18 protein-coding genes are annotated in these 18,389 nt (G+C 55.6%); 10 read left to right on the top strand and 8 right to left on the bottom strand.

Translation table 11 applies throughout. The features are described from left to right. The 4 genes from Q4501_RS07360 to Q4501_RS07345 form a co-directional block, all read left to right on the top strand. A partial coding sequence (locus Q4501_RS07360; protein ID WP_303595452.1) for an energy transducer TonB occupies positions 1-522 on the top strand: 522 nt, incomplete at its 5' end. Between the two features lie 301 nt (positions 523-823). Beyond that, positions 824-1,669, top strand: coding sequence for a formate/nitrite transporter family protein (locus Q4501_RS07355; RefSeq protein ID WP_303595450.1), 846 nt, complete (start codon positions 824-826; stop codon positions 1,667-1,669). Between the two features lie 74 nt (positions 1,670-1,743). Beyond that, positions 1,744-3,474, top strand: a complete 1,731-nt coding sequence (locus Q4501_RS07350) for a bifunctional protein-serine/threonine kinase/phosphatase (protein ID WP_303595448.1) — start codon at positions 1,744-1,746, stop codon at positions 3,472-3,474. Between the two features lie 205 nt (positions 3,475-3,679). Beyond that, positions 3,680-4,198, top strand: a complete 519-nt coding sequence (locus tag Q4501_RS07345) for an Hcp family type VI secretion system effector (RefSeq protein ID WP_303595447.1) — start codon at positions 3,680-3,682, stop codon at positions 4,196-4,198. Positions 4,199-4,335: 137 nt separating this feature from the next. Here the strand turns inward: Q4501_RS07345 and Q4501_RS07340 are convergent, their stop codons facing one another. The 3 genes from Q4501_RS07340 to Q4501_RS07330 are packed head-to-tail and all read right to left on the bottom strand — an operon-like array spanning position 4,336 to position 6,262. Continuing rightward, positions 4,336-4,692, bottom strand: a complete 357-nt coding sequence (locus tag Q4501_RS07340) for a hypothetical protein (RefSeq protein WP_303595445.1) — start codon at positions 4,690-4,692, stop codon at positions 4,336-4,338. A gap of 7 nt (positions 4,693-4,699) precedes the next feature. After that, positions 4,700-5,593 carry a nucleotidyl transferase AbiEii/AbiGii toxin family protein gene (locus Q4501_RS07335; RefSeq protein WP_303595443.1) on the bottom strand — a complete coding sequence of 298 codons (894 nt, stop codon included), beginning with the start codon at positions 5,591-5,593 and terminating at the stop codon, positions 4,700-4,702. 48 nt (positions 5,594-5,641) lie between these two features. Beyond that, complete coding sequence (locus Q4501_RS07330; RefSeq protein ID WP_303595441.1) at positions 5,642-6,262, bottom strand: type IV toxin-antitoxin system AbiEi family antitoxin domain-containing protein; 621 nt, start codon at positions 6,260-6,262, stop codon at positions 5,642-5,644. A gap of 173 nt (positions 6,263-6,435) precedes the next feature. Between Q4501_RS07330 and Q4501_RS07325 the strand changes: the two genes are divergently transcribed. Then, positions 6,436-7,152 carry a hypothetical protein gene (locus tag Q4501_RS07325; protein ID WP_303595440.1) on the top strand — a complete coding sequence of 239 codons (717 nt, stop codon included), beginning with the start codon at positions 6,436-6,438 and terminating at the stop codon, positions 7,150-7,152. Here Q4501_RS07325 and Q4501_RS07320 read toward each other — a convergent pair. Continuing rightward, complete coding sequence (locus Q4501_RS07320; RefSeq protein ID WP_303595438.1) at positions 7,130-8,434, bottom strand: nitrate regulatory protein; 1,305 nt, start codon at positions 8,432-8,434, stop codon at positions 7,130-7,132. The genes Q4501_RS07325 and Q4501_RS07320 overlap by 23 nt on opposite strands. A gap of 334 nt (positions 8,435-8,768) precedes the next feature. Between Q4501_RS07320 and nirB the strand changes: the two genes are divergently transcribed. The 3 genes from nirB to Q4501_RS07305 all read left to right on the top strand — a co-directional run bounded on the left by nirB (position 8,769) and on the right by Q4501_RS07305 (position 13,318). Further along, positions 8,769-11,276, top strand: a complete 2,508-nt coding sequence (nirB, locus tag Q4501_RS07315; protein ID WP_303595437.1) for a nitrite reductase large subunit NirB — start codon at positions 8,769-8,771, stop codon at positions 11,274-11,276. 163 nt (positions 11,277-11,439) lie between these two features. Next, complete coding sequence (nirD, locus tag Q4501_RS07310; protein WP_303595435.1) at positions 11,440-11,808, top strand: nitrite reductase small subunit NirD; 369 nt, start codon at positions 11,440-11,442, stop codon at positions 11,806-11,808. A gap of 112 nt (positions 11,809-11,920) precedes the next feature. Continuing rightward, positions 11,921-13,318, top strand: a complete 1,398-nt coding sequence (locus tag Q4501_RS07305) for a wax ester/triacylglycerol synthase family O-acyltransferase (RefSeq protein WP_303595433.1) — start codon at positions 11,921-11,923, stop codon at positions 13,316-13,318. On the opposite strand, the gene Q4501_RS07300 is transcribed toward Q4501_RS07305, so the two are convergent. Together Q4501_RS07300 and Q4501_RS07295 are read right to left on the bottom strand one after the other, a co-directional pair. After that, entirely contained in the window at positions 13,311-13,718 is a 408-nt protein-coding gene (locus Q4501_RS07300; RefSeq protein ID WP_303595430.1) for a TM2 domain-containing protein, read from the bottom strand. The genes Q4501_RS07305 and Q4501_RS07300 overlap by 8 nt on opposite strands. Positions 13,719-13,735: 17 nt before the next feature. Next, the gene (locus Q4501_RS07295; protein WP_303595429.1) at positions 13,736-14,911 is read right to left on the bottom strand and encodes an AraC family transcriptional regulator; all 1,176 of its coding nucleotides are present in this window, start codon (positions 14,909-14,911) and stop codon (positions 13,736-13,738) included. A gap of 219 nt (positions 14,912-15,130) precedes the next feature. Here Q4501_RS07295 and Q4501_RS07290 point away from each other — a divergent pair, with 219 nt between their 5' ends. Beyond that, on the top strand, positions 15,131-16,036 hold the full coding sequence (locus Q4501_RS07290; RefSeq protein ID WP_303595427.1) for a metal-dependent hydrolase: 906 nt from the start codon (positions 15,131-15,133) through the stop codon (positions 16,034-16,036). A gap of 47 nt (positions 16,037-16,083) precedes the next feature. On the opposite strand, the gene Q4501_RS07285 is transcribed toward Q4501_RS07290, so the two are convergent. Both Q4501_RS07285 and Q4501_RS07280 read right to left on the bottom strand, forming a co-directional pair. Beyond that, positions 16,084-16,887 carry a class II glutamine amidotransferase gene (locus Q4501_RS07285; RefSeq protein ID WP_303595426.1) on the bottom strand — a complete coding sequence of 268 codons (804 nt, stop codon included), beginning with the start codon at positions 16,885-16,887 and terminating at the stop codon, positions 16,084-16,086. 31 nt (positions 16,888-16,918) lie between these two features. Continuing rightward, a complete protein-coding gene (locus tag Q4501_RS07280) occupies positions 16,919-17,734 on the bottom strand; it encodes an SDR family oxidoreductase (protein WP_303595425.1) in 816 nt (271 codons plus the stop codon). A gap of 199 nt (positions 17,735-17,933) precedes the next feature. On the opposite strand from Q4501_RS07280, the gene Q4501_RS07275 reads away from it, so the two are divergent. Then, a complete protein-coding gene (locus tag Q4501_RS07275; protein WP_303595424.1) occupies positions 17,934-18,386 on the top strand; it encodes an NfeD family protein in 453 nt (150 codons plus the stop codon). Positions 18,387-18,389 lie beyond the last annotated feature (3 nt).

The raw sequence follows: 18,389 nt of genomic DNA, 5'->3' as shown, positions 1-18,389 counted from the left end.
CCAGAGCCAGAGCCAGAGCCAGAGCCAGAGCCAGAGCCAGAGCCAGAGCCAGAGCCAGAGCCAGAGCCAGAGCCAGAAATGGTAGCGGAGCCTGAAACCTCCGCAACCCCTGAAATGCCGACTGACAGCCCCCCGGGAGAGGCAACAACCAGCGAATCCGCCGAGCCGGCGCCCGAGAATGGCGAAACCCAGTCACAATCATCGGTGCCCTTGCAGACTGCAGGCAACCCGGATGCCGTCGATGATTACCTGACGAAACTCAGCAGGCACCTGTCTCGCTTTTACGAATACCCCCGCCGAGCCCGCAGGCTAGGGCAGGAAGGCGCACCAGTTATAACCTTCGAGTTCCGTAGGGACGGCTCACTCGTTGACCACAGCCTGCGCACAAAATCCGGCCATGCCCTGTTGGACGAAGCCGCCCTTGCCATGCTCGAACAAGCGGCTCCACTGCCCCCTGTGCCGGATGACATGTCCGGTCGAACCTTCAGCTACGCACTGCCCGTAAGGTTCCGCTTGCGCTGAATTCCGCACCAATGCTGCGCGAATCGCACCTGCGTTGTGCGATCTGCCGGACTTGGCTTTAATCAATACGGCCACCCGCTTTCGCATTACCTATTGAATAAAAAGCCTTTTATTAAAAGTTTTCGATACTGGCACGACACCTGCTGTTAGTCATTCAGCAGATCGTAATTATCTGCCCACACAAAAGTTTGTTTCAGACGACGGCGTCTGCTCACACCTGCCAGCTAACGGCAGCCTGTGAGCGGCGCCGTTTTTTTTCGCCTGTCGAAAAGACGGCCAGAAAAGCACAGGGGATTACCTTATGTCTTACATCATGCCTTCAGAGTTCGTCACCAAAATGGTGGACGCCGGTGAATCAAAAATCTACATGGCCACCAGGGACGTGCTGATCCGGGCGTTCATGGCTGGCGCCATTCTGGCGTTGGCAGCAGTATTTGCCATTACCGTAGCCGTTCAGACCGGCAGCCCACTGGCGGGAGCCATGCTGTTCCCGGTCGGTTTCTGCATGCTCTACCTGATGGGCTTTGATCTACTCACCGGGGTATTCATGCTGACACCACTGGCGTTGCTGGATAAGCGCCCGGGGGTTGATACCAAAGGTATTCTGCGCAACTGGGGCTGGGTATTCCTGGGTAACTTTGGTGGCGCCTTGACGGTGGCGGTAATCATGGCCTTTGTCTTCACTTACGGGTTCAACACTGACCCCGGCGCCGTGGGCGACAAGATTGCCAGCGTCGGCAAGGCTCGGACCCTGGGTTATGCCGAATACGGAATTGCCGGCTGGATGACAATTTTCCTGCGCGGCATGTTGTGCAACTGGATGGTCTCCATGGGCGTGGTTGGCGCCATGATTTCAACCACTGTCCCCGGCAAAGTGCTGGCCATGTGGATGCCGATCATGCTGTTCTTCTACATGGGCTTTGAGCATTCCATCGTCAACATGTTCCTGTTCCCCTTTGCCCTGATGATGGGTGGCGAGTTCTCTATCATGGACTACTTCATCTGGAACGAAATCCCGACTGTGCTGGGCAACCTGGTAGGCGGCCTGTCCTTTACCGGCCTAACCCTGTACACCACGCACATTCGTACAGCACCCAAGCGCACTGTTCCGGGCAACTTCAGCGGTGAGCTGGCCCGTTCAAACTAAACAACTGCAGTAGGGGCAAAGCCCGGGGGCCGCACCCTCCGGGCTTTGCACCGTAGTTTGAGACAGAGCAAGCCATGACTACCCAACTTTCCGTGACCACAGGCCAGCATTCGGACAAAGGTCTGAAGCCGCTTAACCAGGATTTTCATGGCCTGGTGCTACCAGAGAACCATCAGCTCCGGTCCAAGGGAATCGCTGTGGCCATCGCCGATGGCATCAGCTCCAGCAATGTCAGCCAGATCGCCAGTGAATCAGCGGTGGCAGGTTTTTTGAGCGACTATTACTCGACGCCAGACAGTTGGACGGTCAAGCAGTCAGCCCAGCGCGTCCTGCGGGCCAGCAATGCCTGGCTGCATGCCCAGACCCGCCAAAGCCGGTACCGTTATGATCAGGACCGCGGATATGTATGCACCCTCAGCGTGCTGGTTCTGAAATCCGCCACCGCCCATCTCTTTCATGTGGGCGACGCACGTGTTTATCGAGTTCAGGGTGACTCTCTGGATCAACTGACGAGCGACCACCGGGTCTGGCTATCGCGAGACGACAGTTGCCTGAACCGAGCCATGGGGCTGGGGCAGCAGCTGGACATTGATTACCTGGCGACTCCAGTGTGGCCCGGAGATACCTTTGTGTTGGCAACCGATGGGGTTTACGAGCATCTCTGCGAAGGTGACATGGCTGGAATCATCCGCGAATCCTGTAATGACCTGGAGAATGCAGCCAAACAGATCGTTGCAGCTGCCCTGGGCAACGGCAGCGACGATAACCTGAGTGTGCAAATCGTGCGGGTCGACTCGATCCCCGCCAGCAAAAGCAATGACGAGATAACCCGGAATGCGCACCAGCTCCCCTTTACTCCTGAGCTTCACTCGGGGCATGTGGTGGACGGTTACCGGATTCAACGACCGATTCACGCCAGCAGTCGAAGCCACGTCTATCTGGCCGTTGACGAGGCCAGCAGCCGGCAGATTGCTTTGAAAATACCTGCCATGGAAATGCAGCAGGACCCAGCAGCGCTGGAACATTTCACCACCGAGCAATGGGTGGCTCAGCGCATCAATAGCCCCCATGTCGTGCGGGCTTTTGCTCCGGAGCGGCAACACAGTTGTCTGTATCTGGCCACGGAATACGTTCAGGGCATCAGTCTCAAACAGTGGTTACAGGACAATCCAGACCCGGACCTGGAAACCGTACGCCGGCTGGTAGAACAGATAGCGCGGGGATTGCGCGCCTTTCACCGGCTGGAAATGGTGCATCAGGACCTGAAGCCGGAAAATATTCTGATCGACAACGAGGGCACCGTGGTCCTTATTGACTTCGGCGCCACCCGGATTGCCGGCCTGCAGGAACTGAAAGAGCATGACGAACCCTATTGGCCCAGGGGCGCTGCGCTCTACAGTGCACCGGAAACCTTTTTGGGGGAGCCCGCAAGCTGGCAGGCCGACCAGTTTTCTCTTGGTGTGATTACCTATCAGTTGCTGACCGGCCAGCTACCTTACGGCACCCGAGTGCCCGGCATCCGTAACCCTAACCAATTGCGGCGCCTCAGCTACCACTCCGCTCGCCTGCACCGGAACGACCTGCCGGGGTGGGTTGACAGTGCTATCGCCCGCGCTGTTAACCCGGAACCCCACAAACGCTACCAGGCACTCTCTGAATTCCTGTTCGATCTGCGTCAACCGAGTCGTCACTGGCACCAACAACACCGCAAACCCCTGATTGAGCGCCACCCGGTAGGCTTCTGGCAGGGATTGTCAGCGCTGTTGCTGTTCGCTCTGATCTTATCGTTTGCCTATCGACCATAATCCGGGCCATTTATTGCCCCGCCAGCAAAAGCTCGCCCAAGCTTCCAGGCAAGGGTTTGCTTGGTGCTCTCGACCATGACCAAAGAGAAGCGTCATCTTGCTGTTTTTAATGGATTTTAACAGATTGGCACGCGCCTTGTAGAAGTCTGCGCGTCCAGGGAACACCCCGGGGACGAACACTTACTTAAACGTCATGGAGCAGACAATGCCAACCCCTTGTTATATCGCCATCGAAGGTAAAACCCAAGGCAACATCACCGCAGGTGCATTCACATCCGATTCCGTCGGGAACATCTACGTAGAAGGTCACGAAGACGAAGTCCTGGTTCAGGAATTCAGCCACGTTGTTACCGTACCCACCGACCCACAGTCCGGCCAGCCTTCCGGCCAACGTGTGCACAAGCCATTCAAGTTCACATCCGCGCTGAACAAGTCCACCCCGCTGATGTACAACGCTCTGGCTTCCGGCGAAATGCTGCCAAAGGTTGAACTGAAGTGGTACCGCACGTCCGTTGAAGGCAAGCAGGAACACTTCTTCTCTACCATTCTGGAAGACGCCACCATCATCGACGTCAACTGCAACATGCCACACTGCCAGGACGCCGCCAGCGCTGATTTTACACAGCTGGTTACCGTTTCCCTGTCCTACCGGAAAGTAACCTGGGAGCACGCTGTTGCCGGCACTTCCGGTTCAGACGACTGGCGTTCGCCGATCGAGGCGTAATTTGCGCTTTGATGTGAAAAAGAGGGGCTACGGCCCTTCTTTTTTCCACCGATCAAAGCCCGGTATTTGACGGTTTCCTACTGTCCCGGTTTAGTAAGCTTTTTATGTCGGCGCTGGATTAGGCAATTTGCCCAGTGCTAGGCCACCCACTTCCGACCACTAGCCGCAAACTCCACGACCAGCTCGAAAACGTTGTCACACTTCTCCTTGAACGCCACACGGTCATAGCTTTCCGGAAGATCCTTATCCAAAACCTCTTCAATGGCGGCCTTAACAGCCCGCTGGGTCTGGCCATCTCTCCACCAGTCCTGAACCCGTACTTTGTGGTGCCCTTCCAGTAACCTGATAATCAGATCCTTGGCTGCCAACTTGACCTTCTGCTCTTCCGACTTGGTGAGTTTGTCTTTCTTGAGGAGCTTTCGGAATTGTATTTTAGGCTGAAGGCCCTGCAACAGCGCCTGCTCGATGTTATCTTCCGAAATAAAACTAGCCATCGGTCTACTACCTGCTCCATGGACCGGGTGGGTGCCAGACTTCCTCAGAGGTGCCTGCAGCCTTGCCCGCCATCACTGGCGCAAGAAACTCAGTCACCACCGTTACAACCTCCATGAACGCGTCTGGTACATGGGGCTGGCCAAGGCGTTTGCAGAAAGCTTGCCATTGCGGTTGCTTGCTTTCCACAAAAGCGGCAGAAAAGGGACTGGTTTCAGGGATTCCCGTTCCGCGTTTATGGAACGTGCGTTCAACCGTACCCATCAGATTTTCCAATCTGAACTCATGCTGGCGCGAAAGCAGCCAGATATCATAAAAGTCTTTCATCCGACTGTTCAGTTCACCAAGATTCACCATGGCCTGAAACTTCTCAGCGATGGAAGACTCCGGTGTATAACACTGAATTCTGGCTGTGGGAAAATCCAGCAGGGCCGGGAACTCCAGCCAAGAAGGAAAGGGAAAAACCGGGTCGCCAAATCCGATGTCCAGTTGCATCGGGATTCTGGCATTATCAAGAAAACCGGTGAAGGCCACTCTCAGCCCCTGATAATCGGCATCTTCGGTAATGCTATCCACTTGCAAAGTGTCCGGATCAAAGCGCAGACCGTCATCGACGACTTCCGCAGCAATAACATCACGAACTTGCGCCAGAATCGCCTCAGGCTCATTGCTGGTCTGACCCAGCATATCAATATCCCGGGTCGGTCGGCTGCTCGGCCCCTGGATAGCCCAAAGCATCAGCGCGCCCTTGAGAGTAAAACAACCGCTATGGGGCGACTGGCTCAGCCGGTATAGAAACCGCTCCATCGCGTAGTACTGTAGCAGCTCCTGAAAGGGGCGTTTCTCTTCCCGGGATTTATTCAACAACTTCTGACGAACAGACGCGGCGATGTTTTTCGCCATCGTGATCTCCTTTCACGCTTGTTTATTCCTTTAAAAGCCTGGCTCCACTCACAGCTTCGCTTCCACGTAGGGTGCCATCACATTAGCGACCCGGCAGATTCTGGCGTATTCCATCAGCTTGCCCGGCAGGAAGGTTTTGCGGGTGCGGTAGAGCTCCAGTGCTTCCAGCACCACATCCATACCGATGCGATTGCGGAACTTGAAGCAGTCCGCCAGTGTTTTCTCCGGGTTGTAAACTTGCAGTGTGATGCCGTCCACCGTCACCTGCGCTATGCCTTCACTGAAGGACCGCCCGGAGAACCGGTAACCCGCCACCGGGGGATAATCCAGAACCGGCAGACGAGCATCCCGCTCAACCGCGAGATGGACCTGATGGGGAATCTGCGTGGTGATACCATGCCAGGCCAGCGCGGAAATAAGACAGAGCACTGCATGGGGGAAACGAGTAATGGCGGCGACCAGATCCGGGTTTTCAATAGGAGGCAGGTCCGCCAGCCGGTATAGGCCCCGGCTGACCGGCTCAATCAGCCCTTCATCCCGCAGCTGATAGAACTGGTATCGATTGATGCCCTTGGCCAGCGCCTCGCTCAGGCGGAGCTGACCGCCGTGCAGGCGGAACAGAGATTGGAGTTGCACCCGGAATGAACGGGTGGAATCAGACTCAGACAAACCGTCACCACTTATTTATATCTGGTGACAGTTTGTCTTATTAGTGTTGCAGGTTCAAGCAAGACTAAAGATCAGTCCGAGCACCGGCTGGGCCATAGCAAACACCCTCTTCGAACGTTATTCTTGTTGAAAGCTATTAACCAGACCATGAGGCGTGTAGCCCTTCAATTGATATGACTGACCCGAAACCTCAAGCCCGCAAACTCGGCGAACTGATGTGCATTGTTACCGAACAGATTCTCTGGCAACCTGCTGCAGGCTGGGTTCAGCAACGGGTATCTGGCAGCTCTCTTGTGTGCCGGGTGGGCTCTGGGCAAGCAACTTATCATCGCTTTGAGCCGCAGCGAAAACAGCACCAGATTACCTACGGCCTCCGTATGATTCAGGCCAAGCATCAGCCGGATACGGCCAGTGGCTGGCTTTCTGCACGGGAAATCCAGAGGCGAGGCTATTTCGGCGGCGAGCTGAGTACACTTAACCTGCTGGCACACACCTGCTGTCACGAGTTTGCACACCTGTTACAGCACAGCGCCGGCAAGAGATATCGTGGCTCGGTTCACAACCGGCATTTCTACACCATTCTCGATGAACTGCATGAGAGTGGTGGTGCAGAAACGACGCGGGCGACACTGGCGAAGCAGGCGAATGAACACCAGATCCCTCTATCCAGTGAAACTTTCGAGCTCCCTGAACCGGCACTCCAGCCGTCGCCCTGGCAAGTAGAAGATGCCGTGGCCTTCAGCTCCGGTGCTCGAGAGTTTCAGGGAGAGATTGTCCGGGTCAATCGGAAAACCTGCACTGTCGACGGGACAGGAAGCTTCCGGGGGCAACGCTACCGAGTGCCCTTATCAATGCTGCGCAGGCGGTCTACTCCAACACATCGGCCATAGAGACCAGCGCCCGCGCAACCTCGGGCAGCTTCTTACCCTGATCCATGGCCAGCTTTCGCAGAACCCTGTGGGCTTCGTCGTTACTGATCTTTCGGTGACCCATCAGCAATGAGACCGCTTTTTCCTGGATTTTCCGCTCCTCCAGCGCTTCCTTCGCACTCCGCAAATCCTCGCTCATTTTTTGAAGCCGGAGTGATTGTTCCTGAACCAGGTGAAAAATCGACCGTCCTGATTGCTGGCCCATTCCCTCACTGCTCCAGACTTCACCTGCCAGGGCCTCCCCACTGTCATCCGGCTCACATAGAACCAACAGGGGCTGAGCCGAAGGCTCAGGCTCATCGAGTGATGCGATGAGTGTCTCATGGTGTGCCAAGGAACGTCGCGCCTCGGAGAATCGCTCTACGCAGCGACCATGAAAGCTGCCCTCCACGGACTCTTCTACTTTCTTGAATTCGTCCATACGCTCGCTCATTAACGCAAACCACTGATCGGAAAGCTCCGGGTCCAATGGCTTGTAGCGACCGATAGAGCATCCGAGCTTCCGCAGGCGCTCAATTTCCTTCTCCCGCTCGTGAGCCAGAAGATCCTGTAACAGCCCGCAGCTTTGCTCATCTGCAAACCCGAGAAACACCTCAAAACACCGTTCCTGTGCTTCAACAAGGTGCGTTATGCGCCGAGCCAGTGCACCATCAAAGCTACCCTTCGCGAAGCCAGCCGAGCCTGTTGCACGCTCCTGACCACAGAACTCTTTGCCGTTCATCAGATGCACCATGGCCACCAGCAAACGCGCAAGTGAAGGGTCTACCGCTGTATCCGCCGCTTCGAAGACCACCGCAATCAGACGATGAATAAGCATGCTGTAGGATTCGGTTGCCTCCGACACCGACAACGTGCGGTCCTTTACCCCCAGGCGCAGCGCCGGCAGGCTCCCCAGTCCGTGAAGAGCACTGGCAATATGGGCCAGTAAGGGGCTGCTCACGGGATGAGCCGTCAGCTCTTCATGGATCTCATCCAGAGCCCTTTCGAAAACGGTGTACAAACAACCGGATTCCGCGACCATGGCCTTTCGTTCCTCGCCGAATTTTTCACCATCCGACCCCAGAAAGATGTTAGATGCGCCTCGCTCCCGCTGCAGGCCGTGCACCAGGTTACCGATGCTCTGCATCAGCTTGCCCATCTGCAAAAAATATTGGAGGTGCATAAGCTCGCACCGTCTGGAGGCAATCAGATACTCCTCAGCCGAGGGCTGCGCAGATTTGCGTTGGCGTTTACGGGTGTCCATTTCAAAACTCCGGGTGAGTCACACGGTTGCGTTACCGGGTACCGGAGCAATTACTGCGCCAGCCAAAAGGCATCAAAATCGTGCAACCTGCTCCGCCAAAGTGCAGAAAACCCGTGCATCTGTGCGCCACCGCCAACCAGGAAAACTATAACCATCTGATTTAAATAGCTCTTTGAAACTGGCATGAACATCGCTTTGCATAACCCAAGGATGCATATCCCGGCCAAGGACCAGGCCGAGCTTCCAGAACACTATTGTTGGCATTGGCGCCGGACCATCGACTCCCACAGGGGACGAGATGCTCCGGCTTTTTTTTGTTTAAAAGGACACCACCATGAGCAAGAAAACCCTGATCGTGATTGGCAATGGCATGGTAGGTCACCATTTCCTGGAGCAGTTCGTCGCCAGCTCCAAAGCCGCTGATTACGAGATAATCGTATTCGGGGAGGAAAAACAGCTGGCCTATGATCGCGTACATTTATCGGAGTATTTTTCCGGCTCCACCCACGCCGATCTCGCTATGGGCACCACAGGCTGGTACACCGGGCAGGGTATTGAGCTGAGGCTGAATGAGCCGGTCACCGCCCTGGACCGTGAGCAGCGCACCCTTACCACTCCCCAAGGCGAATACAACTACGACGAACTGGTGCTGGCCACCGGGTCCTTTCCGTTTGTACCGCCGATTGAGGGCCGGGAGCACCCACATTGCTTCGTATACCGGACCCTGGAAGACCTCGATGCTATCCGGGCCAGTGCACATGAAGGCAAATCCGGGGTAGTGGTTGGGGGCGGGCTGCTCGGCCTGGAAGCCGCTAACGCACTAACCAGCCTCGGCCTGAAGGCGCATGTGGTTGAATTTGCCCCCCGTCTGATGCCCGTACAGCTTGATGCCGATGGCGGGGCACTATTGCGCCACAAGATCGAAGAGCTGGGTGTTCAGGTGCACACTGAAAAAGCCACTACCGCCATCGTTGAAGGCGAGAACGCTCGGCTGCGCATGAACTTCAGCGATGACAGCCATCTGGAAACCGACCTGATCGTATTTTCTGCGGGTATTCGCCCGCAGGATACCCTTGCGCGAACCAGCGGCCTGGAGGTGGGCGAGCGCGGCGGTATTGTCGTGAATGACCAGTGCACTACCTCAGACCCACATATCCATGCCATTGGCGAGTGTGCGCTCTGGGAACAGAGAATTTTCGGGCTGGTTGCCCCCGGCTATACCATGGCCCGCACCCTGGCTTCGGTTCTGAACGGCGACAACAATGCCGCCTTTACCGGCGCTGACATGAGCACCAAGCTGAAACTGCTGGGTGTCGACGTGGGCTCCATCGGCGATGCCCATGCCCAGACCCCGGGAGCCCGGAGTATCCGTTTCAATGATGAGCAGGCCGGCCACTATCGTCGCATGGTCATCAGTGAGAACGGCAAGACCCTACTGGGCGCCATTCTGGTGGGCGATAACAGCCACTACGATTCCCTGCTGCAATACGCTCTGAACGACATTCCGTTGCCAGAGAATCCGGAAACCCTGATCCTGCCGGAAAACCAGGGCGGCGCCCCGGCACTGGGTCCGGATGCCCTGCCGGAAACCGCCTCGATCTGTTCCTGCCACAACGTAACCAAAGGGGACATCTGCAAGGCCATTGATGCGGGTTGTGCCGATTTCGGCAGTGTCAAAGCCGAGACCAAAGCCAGCACCGGCTGCGGGGGCTGCACCGCACTGCTGAAGAACGTGGTGGACTGCGAGCTTGAAAAGCGCGGCGTGGAAGTCAGCAAAGACATTTGCGAACACTTCCCGTACAGCCGCCAGGAGCTGTTCCACCTGGTCAGGGTGAATGGTATTCGCACCTTCCGCAGTCTTATCAGGCAGCATGGCATGGGCCAGGGCTGTGACATTTGCAAGCCGGCGGTCGGCTCCATCCTGGCCTCCTGTTGGAACGAGCACATCCTGGCCACTGACCATGTGCCTCTGCAGGACACTAACGACACCTTCATGGCCAACATGCAGAAGAATGGCACCTACTCCATCGTGCCGCGCATTCCGGGTGGTGAGATCACTCCGGACAAGCTGATTGTGCTGGGCGAAGTGGCCAAAGAGTACGATTTGTATACCAAAATTACCGGCGGTCAGCGGGTGGATCTGTTTGGTGCCACCCTGAGCCAGCTACCGGAGATCTGGGAAAAACTGATCGCTGCCGGGTTTGAAACCGGCCACGCGTACGGCAAATCACTGCGGACCGTGAAATCCTGCGTCGGGAACACCTGGTGCCGATACGGGGTGCAAGACAGTGTGGGTATGGCGATCCGCTTGGAGGACCGCTACAAGGGCTTGCGGGCGCCGCACAAGGTGAAGATGGCGGTGTCTGGTTGTACGCGGGAATGTGCCGAGGCTCAGAGCAAGGATTTCGGGGTGATAGCTACCGAGAATGGCTGGAACCTGTATGTCTGCGGTAACGGTGGCATGCGGCCGCGCCACGCCGATCTGTTTGCCACCGATTTGTCTGATGATGAGCTGATTCGCACCATTGACCGGGTGGTGATGTTGTATGTACGCACGGCAGACCGGCTACAACGTACGAGTGTGTGGATGGAGAATCTGGAAGGCGGCCTGGAGTACCTGAAGCAGGTGGTGCTGGAGGACAGCCTGGGGATCTGTGCCGAGCTGGAGGAACATATGGCCGGCATTGTCGACACTTACCAGTGTGAGTGGAAAACGGCGGTGGAAGATCCCGAGAAGCGTAAGCGGTTCCGGGAGTTTGTGAACCTGCCAGAGCAGAAGGATCCGGTGCAGCAGTGGACTTCAGAGCGGGGGCAGAGACGGCCCGTTCTGGAGTCTGCGTAGCCTGTTTGTTTGGGTGCGAGAGCGCGGCGGCACGAGGTGCTTTTCCTCTGGGAAAAATAACTCGCTGCGCTCAGACATCTTTTTCCCGGCGGAAAAGCACCCCATACCAGCACTCTCACCGAACGCGCGAATATCAAAAAACGAAGACTTAAGGAGAACGAAGATGAAAACTCATACTTCCTGGAATGCGGTTTGTACTGTTGACGATCTGGTGCCTGAATCCGGCATTGCGGTCTGGACGGAAGAGGGGCCGGTGGCGGTGTTTTATCTGCCGCACCGACTACCGGCTCTCTTTGCCATCAGTCACACGGATCCATTCAGCGGCGCTAATATTCTGGCCCGTGGTATCACGGGGGACCTGAAAGGAAATGCTGTCGTAGCCTCGCCGTTATACAAACAGCACTTTAACCTGAAAACCGGAGCTTGCCTGGAAGATGATTCGGTGTCGGTCAAAACCTACTCTGTTCTCCTGGACGGCAACCGAATTCTCCTGGAAACAGCCGATGTTCAGCGGCAAGCCGTGGCTGCTTGACCGGGCGGGGCTGGATCAAGCGATTTTAACGGGCCGGCATGCACTCGAGGTCAACCTCTCACAGACAACCTGAGGTAAGATCAGGGAAACATCAATAAAAAGGATGCCGCCCGTGAAGCCTCTGAGCCCCACCGACCAGCTTTTCCTCTGGCTGGAGAAGCGCCAGCAGCCCATGCATGTGGGCGGACTGCAGATCTTTTCGTTTCCCGAAGATGCACCGGATGATTACGTTGCCCGACTTGCCGAGCAACTTCGCAATGATACTGAAGTGACGGCGCCCTTTGATCGTCGTCTCGACAGTCGGTTTGCACAACCGGTTTGGGTACACGACAAGCATCTGGATCTGGAGCACCATTTCCGTTTTGAAGCTCTGCCTACCCCGGGTCGTATTCGCGAGTTGCTTGGCTTTGTCTCTGCGGAACACTCGCACCTCATGGACCGTGAACGGCCACTGTGGGAGTTTCATCTCATCGAGGGGATGGGCGACAGGCAGTTCGCAGTTTACATCAAGATACACCACTCCCTGGTAGACGGTGTTTCTGCGATGCGCATGTTTCAGAGAATGCTGTCCACGGACCCTGCAAAGCGCAATATGCCACCAATCTGGGATTTGTCGGCACGATCCGGGCGAAATGAGAATGGGGGCGGGTCCTCCCTCTGGCGCAACTTGAGTCATTTGCTGGGAGAATCCGGCAAACAGCTCGGCACTGTGCCGGCCGTAGCCCGGGCGTTGTTGCGCACCATGAACACCGCACGCAAAGACCCCTTCTACGACTCCATTTTTCATGCGCCACGCAGTATTCTGAACCAGAAAATTACCGGCTCCCGACGTTTTGCGGCCCAATCATACTGTCTGAAGCGGATAAAAGCAGTGTGCCAAGCTTATGGCGTCACCGTAAACGATGTCGTCACTGCAATGTGTGCCAGTGCTTTGCGTACCTACCTCATGAACCTGGATGCGCTACCTGAGAAGCCATTGATCGCTATGGTTCCGGTATCGCTGCGCAAGTATGACAAACCCGACGACGGGACACCGGAAAGCAAGCAATCAGAAGGCAATCAGGTGGGTGTAATCCTGGCGAACCTGTATACGGACGAGAGCCACGCTGGCACGCGCCTGCAAAAAATTCATCAAAGTATGCAGGAGGGGAAAGACCGCTACGCGAACATGTCTCCTGAAGAAATCGTTAACTACACCGCACTCACCTTATCGCCAGCAGCGTTTCATCTGCTCACAGGCGTGGCCCCTAGGTGGCAGACGTTTAACGTGGTGATATCCAACGTCCCCGGGCCGAAAGAGGCCAGCTACTGGAACGGTGCCAAACTGGAAGGCATGTACCCGGTTTCCATCGCTATGGACCGCCTGGCGCTGAATATGACCCTCACCAGCTACAACGATCAGGTGGAATTTGGTTTGATTGGCTGCCGCCGCACGCTACCAAGCCTGCAGCGGATGCTGGATTATCTCGAAGATGGATTGGTCGAGCTGGAACAGGGTGCCGTCAGCTGAATTTTACGTCGCGGTTACGCTCCGAGATCTGGTCATTCAAGGTCCAGAAATCGTAGAGAATACCGATAAGGAAGAGGCCGCCGGTCAGCAGGTAGATAATACCTGTGATCCACTTTCCCATGTACATCCGGTGTAACCCGAAAACGCCGGTGAAGGTCAGCAGCAGCCAGCCAATGTTGTAGTTGACCTCACCTTCGCGGAACCGGCTGTCGGCCTGCTCATCCATGGAAGGTATAAGAAACAGGTCGATTATCCAGCCTATAAAAAATAGCCCGAATGTGAAGAACCAGATGGTTCCGGTGATCGGCTTGCCGTAATAAAAACGGTGGGCACCTAAAAATCCGAAGATCCAGAGCAGGTATCCAAACAACTTGCTGTGCGTATCTGGTCTGCTAATCATAACTACTCCGCTGAAAATTATTCGTGACCTTTATATGGGGCTAACACCTTAATTCCACAAGGCCTGCAGTTAAGGTGCCGGGCCGGAGAGTGGCCGACCTCTGATACCGGATCAGGCCCACCTTCGCGAAATTCGCTGGCGGATTTCCCGGTCCACTTTCTGAAAGCCCGGCTGAAGTTGGAGAGGTCGGCGTAGCCCAGTTCGTAGGCAATTTCGCTAACCGACTGGTTTGTATAACGTAACAGCTGAATCGCTCGGTCTTTCAAGACCCATTCTACGATTTCACGGTAGTTGGTCTCTTTGTCTGCGAGCCGGCGCTTTAATGTTCGGGAAGATACGCAGAAGCGCTCTGCCATGGCTTCCAGAGAAGGCAGGGGCCCGGGCATCATGCGCAACATGTTGCGTACGGCCATGGCGAGATCGTCCTGTTCTTTCAACGCTTTCTGCAGCTCGAACTCGCACTCCTCGCGGGCCATGAGACTGGCTTCTGCATCCGCCAGCCTCATGGGGACATCCAGCAATGCTTTTGGAAACACCAGGAGTGCATCGGGCTGATCGTACTCGAATCTGACCGGCAGCTGATCCGCAAACTGGTGGTAATAAGCGGGTTCAGCGCCGCCAAGGCGCACACTTACGCCAGACAGTTTGCCGTTATCAAGAGAAAATCCGCGTTTTTCCACATCGCCGCCATCCAGTAACTGTTCGGTGAGCAAGATGAGTGTGGCACTGACGGTTTCTACCAGAAACGGATAGAGGCTGGGCACATCAAAATCGGTGCAGAGTTTCACCAATACGTGATCATCGGCTTCAGTCCAACTCATGCTCAGAAAGGGCGCTCGTAACTGCAAATAACGGCGAACCGAGTCAAGAGCCCCGGCAAACGTCGGGCTGGTTAAAGCAGCAAATCCAAGCGTGCCATGGATGGTTACCCGCAGCTCCCGGGCCAACATGAAACTCAAACCTTCGTTGCCGGCGAGTTTCAGTGCGCGCTCGGCCATAATCATTGCGTCGGTTACGAACACCCGGCTGTCATTGGCTTTCAGGTCTTCCGGGCCGAATGTGAGGCCCTCGTAGAGCGATAGGTCGTTATGTCCAAGCTGTCGAACAGTCTGTGCCAACACCCGCATGTACACGCCAGGCAAAAGGGAGAGTCCCAACACATGCAGTTCTTTTTCTGCTCCGGGGATCACCATAGGCTGACCTTTACCACCTGGGAGAATGTCTCAAACTGACTCTAGCAAAAGCCCACACCCACTACAGTGGGACGAGTTGCACCCCGGCTAGCGTCGCGCCGGCCAACTGACCAGCAATTTTGTCCCATATGGCATGGTGACCGTCCCGTTTCCGCATTCGTCCTGACGCTGGACTCCCACACACTGGGCATGACATCAGCCAATGTGAGGAGTAGACCCATGCTGAGCACAAAACCCGCTGAGAAGCGGGCTTCCAAAGTCAGCCTGGCGTCAAAAACGCCGGGTAACGTTAACATCAAGGCCCAACGCATGGGGTTTGAATTTAATGAACAGGTGCCCCGTTACTGGCTGGAAAACAGCCATTTTCTGAGCCACATGATGAACGCTCTCTCAGTACTTTTTCCCCTGGGCGAGCAGTTTTTCGTGGACTCTGTACGCGCCTATCGGGATCAGATTGATGACCCCAAGCTGAAGGCCGAGGTACGGGGATTTATCGGGCAAGAGGCCATGCACTCCCTGGAGCATATCGCCATGAATCAGCATGTGCGGGATCGTGGCATGCCGGTGGACGAGATGGAAAAACACCTCGCCGTGGTTCTGAACGCCACAAAAAAACTGCCAAAGCGCCATCAGCTGGCGATTACCTGCGCCCTGGAACACATGACAGCTATGATGGCGGATATGCTTCTGGAGCGTGACGATATCCGCGAAGGCATGCATGAGACCATGCGCCCGCTCTGGGCATGGCATGCGATTGAGGAAACCGAGCACAAAGCAGTGGCTTACAATGTGTTCCAGCAGGTCGGTGGCACCTACGCCGAAAGAACCTTTTACCTGGCTTTCAGCACGGCCGCTCTGGGTGTCATGGCCACTTATTTCACCTGTCGCATGATGCTGAAGGATGCCAGACGCTTCTCAATCAAAGATACCGTCAGCGGCTTGTGGCGTTTATGGGGGAATAACGGCACCTTTTCCAGCCTGATCCCTGCCTGGTTTGCCTACTTCAAGCCAGGCTATCATCCCTGGGACCATGACAACAGCGAGCTGGTTGCACGCTTCAAAGCTGAAATCCAGGCTTACATTGCACCCCAGTACCAAAACGGCAACCGCAAAACCCTGCAGTAACTCCGAGATGCAACCGGGTGGCCGGCCAAATAGTAGCGCCGGCCAGTCTAGTTTCCAGGCGCAGCGCTCTGTTCGTTGACCGCTATGCCTTTCGCTTCCACTATGCCCTTACGCCATAACCGCCACTCGCCGGGCTGATAAATATCCCATTCCTCATCGCTGGTCAGCGGCTCGGTTACGATAACGCTCACGATATCGTTCGGCGTCGTTTCAGACTCAAAATCGACGATAACGTCTGCATCTTTCAGCCTTGCGGGGCGAAAGGGCGCACGGCGGGTGATGCTGGCCATTTTGGTAGTGCAGTAAGTGAACAGCCAGTCGCCGTTGCTCAGCAACAGATTGAACACACCCTGACCAGCATAAGTTTTCGAGAGCTGAACCAGTCGCTCGGTAATAGCCTCAGCCGGGTCGCTACGATCACACTGACCACGCAAGTGATTGAGAATGTCGCAGAACAAAGCCTCACTGTCCGTGCCGCCAACAGGTTCGTAAAACCCCGGCGATGACTGAAACTCGGAAAGCTGACCGTTATGGGCAAACACCCAGTAACGGCCCCAAAGCTCACGCATAAACGGATGGGTATTGGCCAGGCAAATTTCACCCACATTAGCCTGGCGGATATGGCAGATCGCTACTTCGCTTTTGATCGGGTGAGTCTGAACCACTTCCGCAAGCCGTGAATTAGCGCTGGCATCCACATCGTGGAAGGCCCGCACGCCTTTGCCCTCATAAAAAGCCACACCCCAGCCATCCTTGTGGGGGCCAGTGTCGCCACCTCGGCGGGTCAGCCCGGTGAAACTGAAGCAGAGATCAGTGGGTGTATTGGCGCTCATGGCCAGCAGTTCACACATAGAGCGAAGTTATTCCTTACAGTTGTTCCGATCAGCGATACAAACTCTTTCCGGCAAAACGCTCAACCAGGGGCTGATAGGCCGAACCCAGCAGTCGGTTGATCGCATCAATACCCCAGGCATCAGTTCCCACGAGAATACGGGACTCATTTTTAAGAATGCCTTTTACAATCGTTTCAGCGGCTTTTTCCGGCGTGGTCATAGCCAGCCTGTCAAAGCCTTTTCGTAGGTGTTCGGCACTTTTAGGCCGGCTGGTGCGTGCCGAATTGGCAATATTGGTTTTGATACCTCCAGGGTGCACACAACTGACCGCAACCGGCTGCTTTTCCAGTTTCATTTCCTGGCGCAGGGACTCGGTAAATCCGCGAACGGCAAATTTCGCTGCGTTATAAGCACTTTGTGTGGGCACGCCGATCATGCCAAACACACTGGATATGTTCACCACATGACCATCACCCGAGGCGATCAGGTGTGGCAGGAAAGCACGGGATCCGTTTGCAACACCCCAGAAATTGATATTCATGATCCACTCAAAATCCGCGTCAGACATCTCTCTCACCGTTGCAGAAAGTGCAACACCGGCGTTATTGATGATCACATTAACCTGGCCAAAGTCCTTCACAACGTCCGCCGCATGGGCGTATACAGCGTCTCTGTCACTCACGTCCAACCGATAAGTTCTGACTTCCGAACCTTCGATAGAAGCAGCCGTTTCAGCCAGGCCTTCCTCGTTAACATCCGATAAGGCGAGCCTGCAGCCCCGCACTGCCAGCGCTTTGGCGAGGGCTCGCCCGATACCAGAACCCGCTCCGGTTACTACCACCACTTTGTTTTTCAGATTTTTCATGGGCGTTGAACTCTTGTTGTGTGTTGTGCTGATTAAAGAAGATACTCTAACAACCGCCCCTGATCAGCATATGGCTTCAAATTTCTGTCTTGAGCGACGCCAGGGCCACTCGGACTCAGCCCTCGCTTTTGGGTACAATCCAGAATCCGGGAGCTTAGTCTCGCGGATTTCTTCAACCCTGAACCTGCGGATTTTCTGTATGGAATGGAGTCTTACGCATTTCTGGCTGATTCTGGCGCTCGTGTTAGGCCTCGCCGAGCTGACATCTGGCGTGCTTTTACTGCTGGCATTGGCGATTGCCGCCGGCCTGACCGCTGTGCTTGCCTATATTGGCCTGTCGTTCGAGTGGCAGCTTGTTGGTATGGGCCTGTTCTCTGGCCTGCTGGTACCCATTGCTATCCGCTGGATACGCCCGCGCTTTTCGCCTAAAGGCGTGGCCTACGGCACTACCGGCACAGGTGTCGAGCAGGGGCAGCGTTATCGCACCCAAAAACGGGATTTCGACGGTGCCGCGGGTATAAAAATCAATGGCGACTTTTATCGTCTTAGAGACGAAAAAACCGGGGCTACCGATTTCCCTGAAGGAACCCACGTCATATTCAGACAATTCGACGGCACCACCGCCGTTGTTCAAACCGCCCCCAAGGAGTAGTAA

The organism is Marinobacter sp. 2_MG-2023 (assembly GCF_030546935.1).
In the GTDB taxonomy this organism is placed as follows: Bacteria; Pseudomonadota; Gammaproteobacteria; order Pseudomonadales; family Oleiphilaceae; genus Marinobacter.
This window is presented reverse-complemented; position numbering and strand designations above follow the sequence as displayed.

What these genes read in the sequence shown, in the direction of transcription:
- Q4501_RS07280 (WP_303595425.1), bottom strand. Translation starts at nt 17,734, where the DNA reads ATGAAAAATCTGAAAAACAAAGTGGTGGTAGTAACCGGAGCGGGTTCT.
- Q4501_RS07350 (WP_303595448.1), top strand. Translation starts at nt 1,744, where the DNA reads ATGACTACCCAACTTTCCGTGACCACAGGCCAGCATTCGGACAAAGGT.
- Q4501_RS07275 (WP_303595424.1), top strand. Translation starts at nt 17,934, where the DNA reads ATGGAATGGAGTCTTACGCATTTCTGGCTGATTCTGGCGCTCGTGTTA.
- Q4501_RS07300 (WP_303595430.1), bottom strand. Translation starts at nt 13,718, where the DNA reads ATGATTAGCAGACCAGATACGCACAGCAAGTTGTTTGGATACCTGCTC.
- Q4501_RS07345 (WP_303595447.1), top strand. Translation starts at nt 3,680, where the DNA reads ATGCCAACCCCTTGTTATATCGCCATCGAAGGTAAAACCCAAGGCAAC.
- Q4501_RS07290 (WP_303595427.1), top strand. Translation starts at nt 15,131, where the DNA reads ATGCTGAGCACAAAACCCGCTGAGAAGCGGGCTTCCAAAGTCAGCCTG.
- Q4501_RS07320 (WP_303595438.1), bottom strand. Translation starts at nt 8,434, where the DNA reads ATGGACACCCGTAAACGCCAACGCAAATCTGCGCAGCCCTCGGCTGAG.
- Q4501_RS07340 (WP_303595445.1), bottom strand. Translation starts at nt 4,692, where the DNA reads ATGGCTAGTTTTATTTCGGAAGATAACATCGAGCAGGCGCTGTTGCAG.
- Q4501_RS07355 (WP_303595450.1), top strand. Translation starts at nt 824, where the DNA reads ATGTCTTACATCATGCCTTCAGAGTTCGTCACCAAAATGGTGGACGCC.
- Q4501_RS07335 (WP_303595443.1), bottom strand. Translation starts at nt 5,593, where the DNA reads ATGGCGAAAAACATCGCCGCGTCTGTTCGTCAGAAGTTGTTGAATAAA.
- nirD (WP_303595435.1), top strand. Translation starts at nt 11,440, where the DNA reads ATGAAAACTCATACTTCCTGGAATGCGGTTTGTACTGTTGACGATCTG.
- nirB (WP_303595437.1), top strand. Translation starts at nt 8,769, where the DNA reads ATGAGCAAGAAAACCCTGATCGTGATTGGCAATGGCATGGTAGGTCAC.
- Q4501_RS07285 (WP_303595426.1), bottom strand. Translation starts at nt 16,887, where the DNA reads ATGTGTGAACTGCTGGCCATGAGCGCCAATACACCCACTGATCTCTGC.
- Q4501_RS07325 (WP_303595440.1), top strand. Translation starts at nt 6,436, where the DNA reads ATGACTGACCCGAAACCTCAAGCCCGCAAACTCGGCGAACTGATGTGC.
- Q4501_RS07295 (WP_303595429.1), bottom strand. Translation starts at nt 14,911, where the DNA reads ATGGTGATCCCCGGAGCAGAAAAAGAACTGCATGTGTTGGGACTCTCC.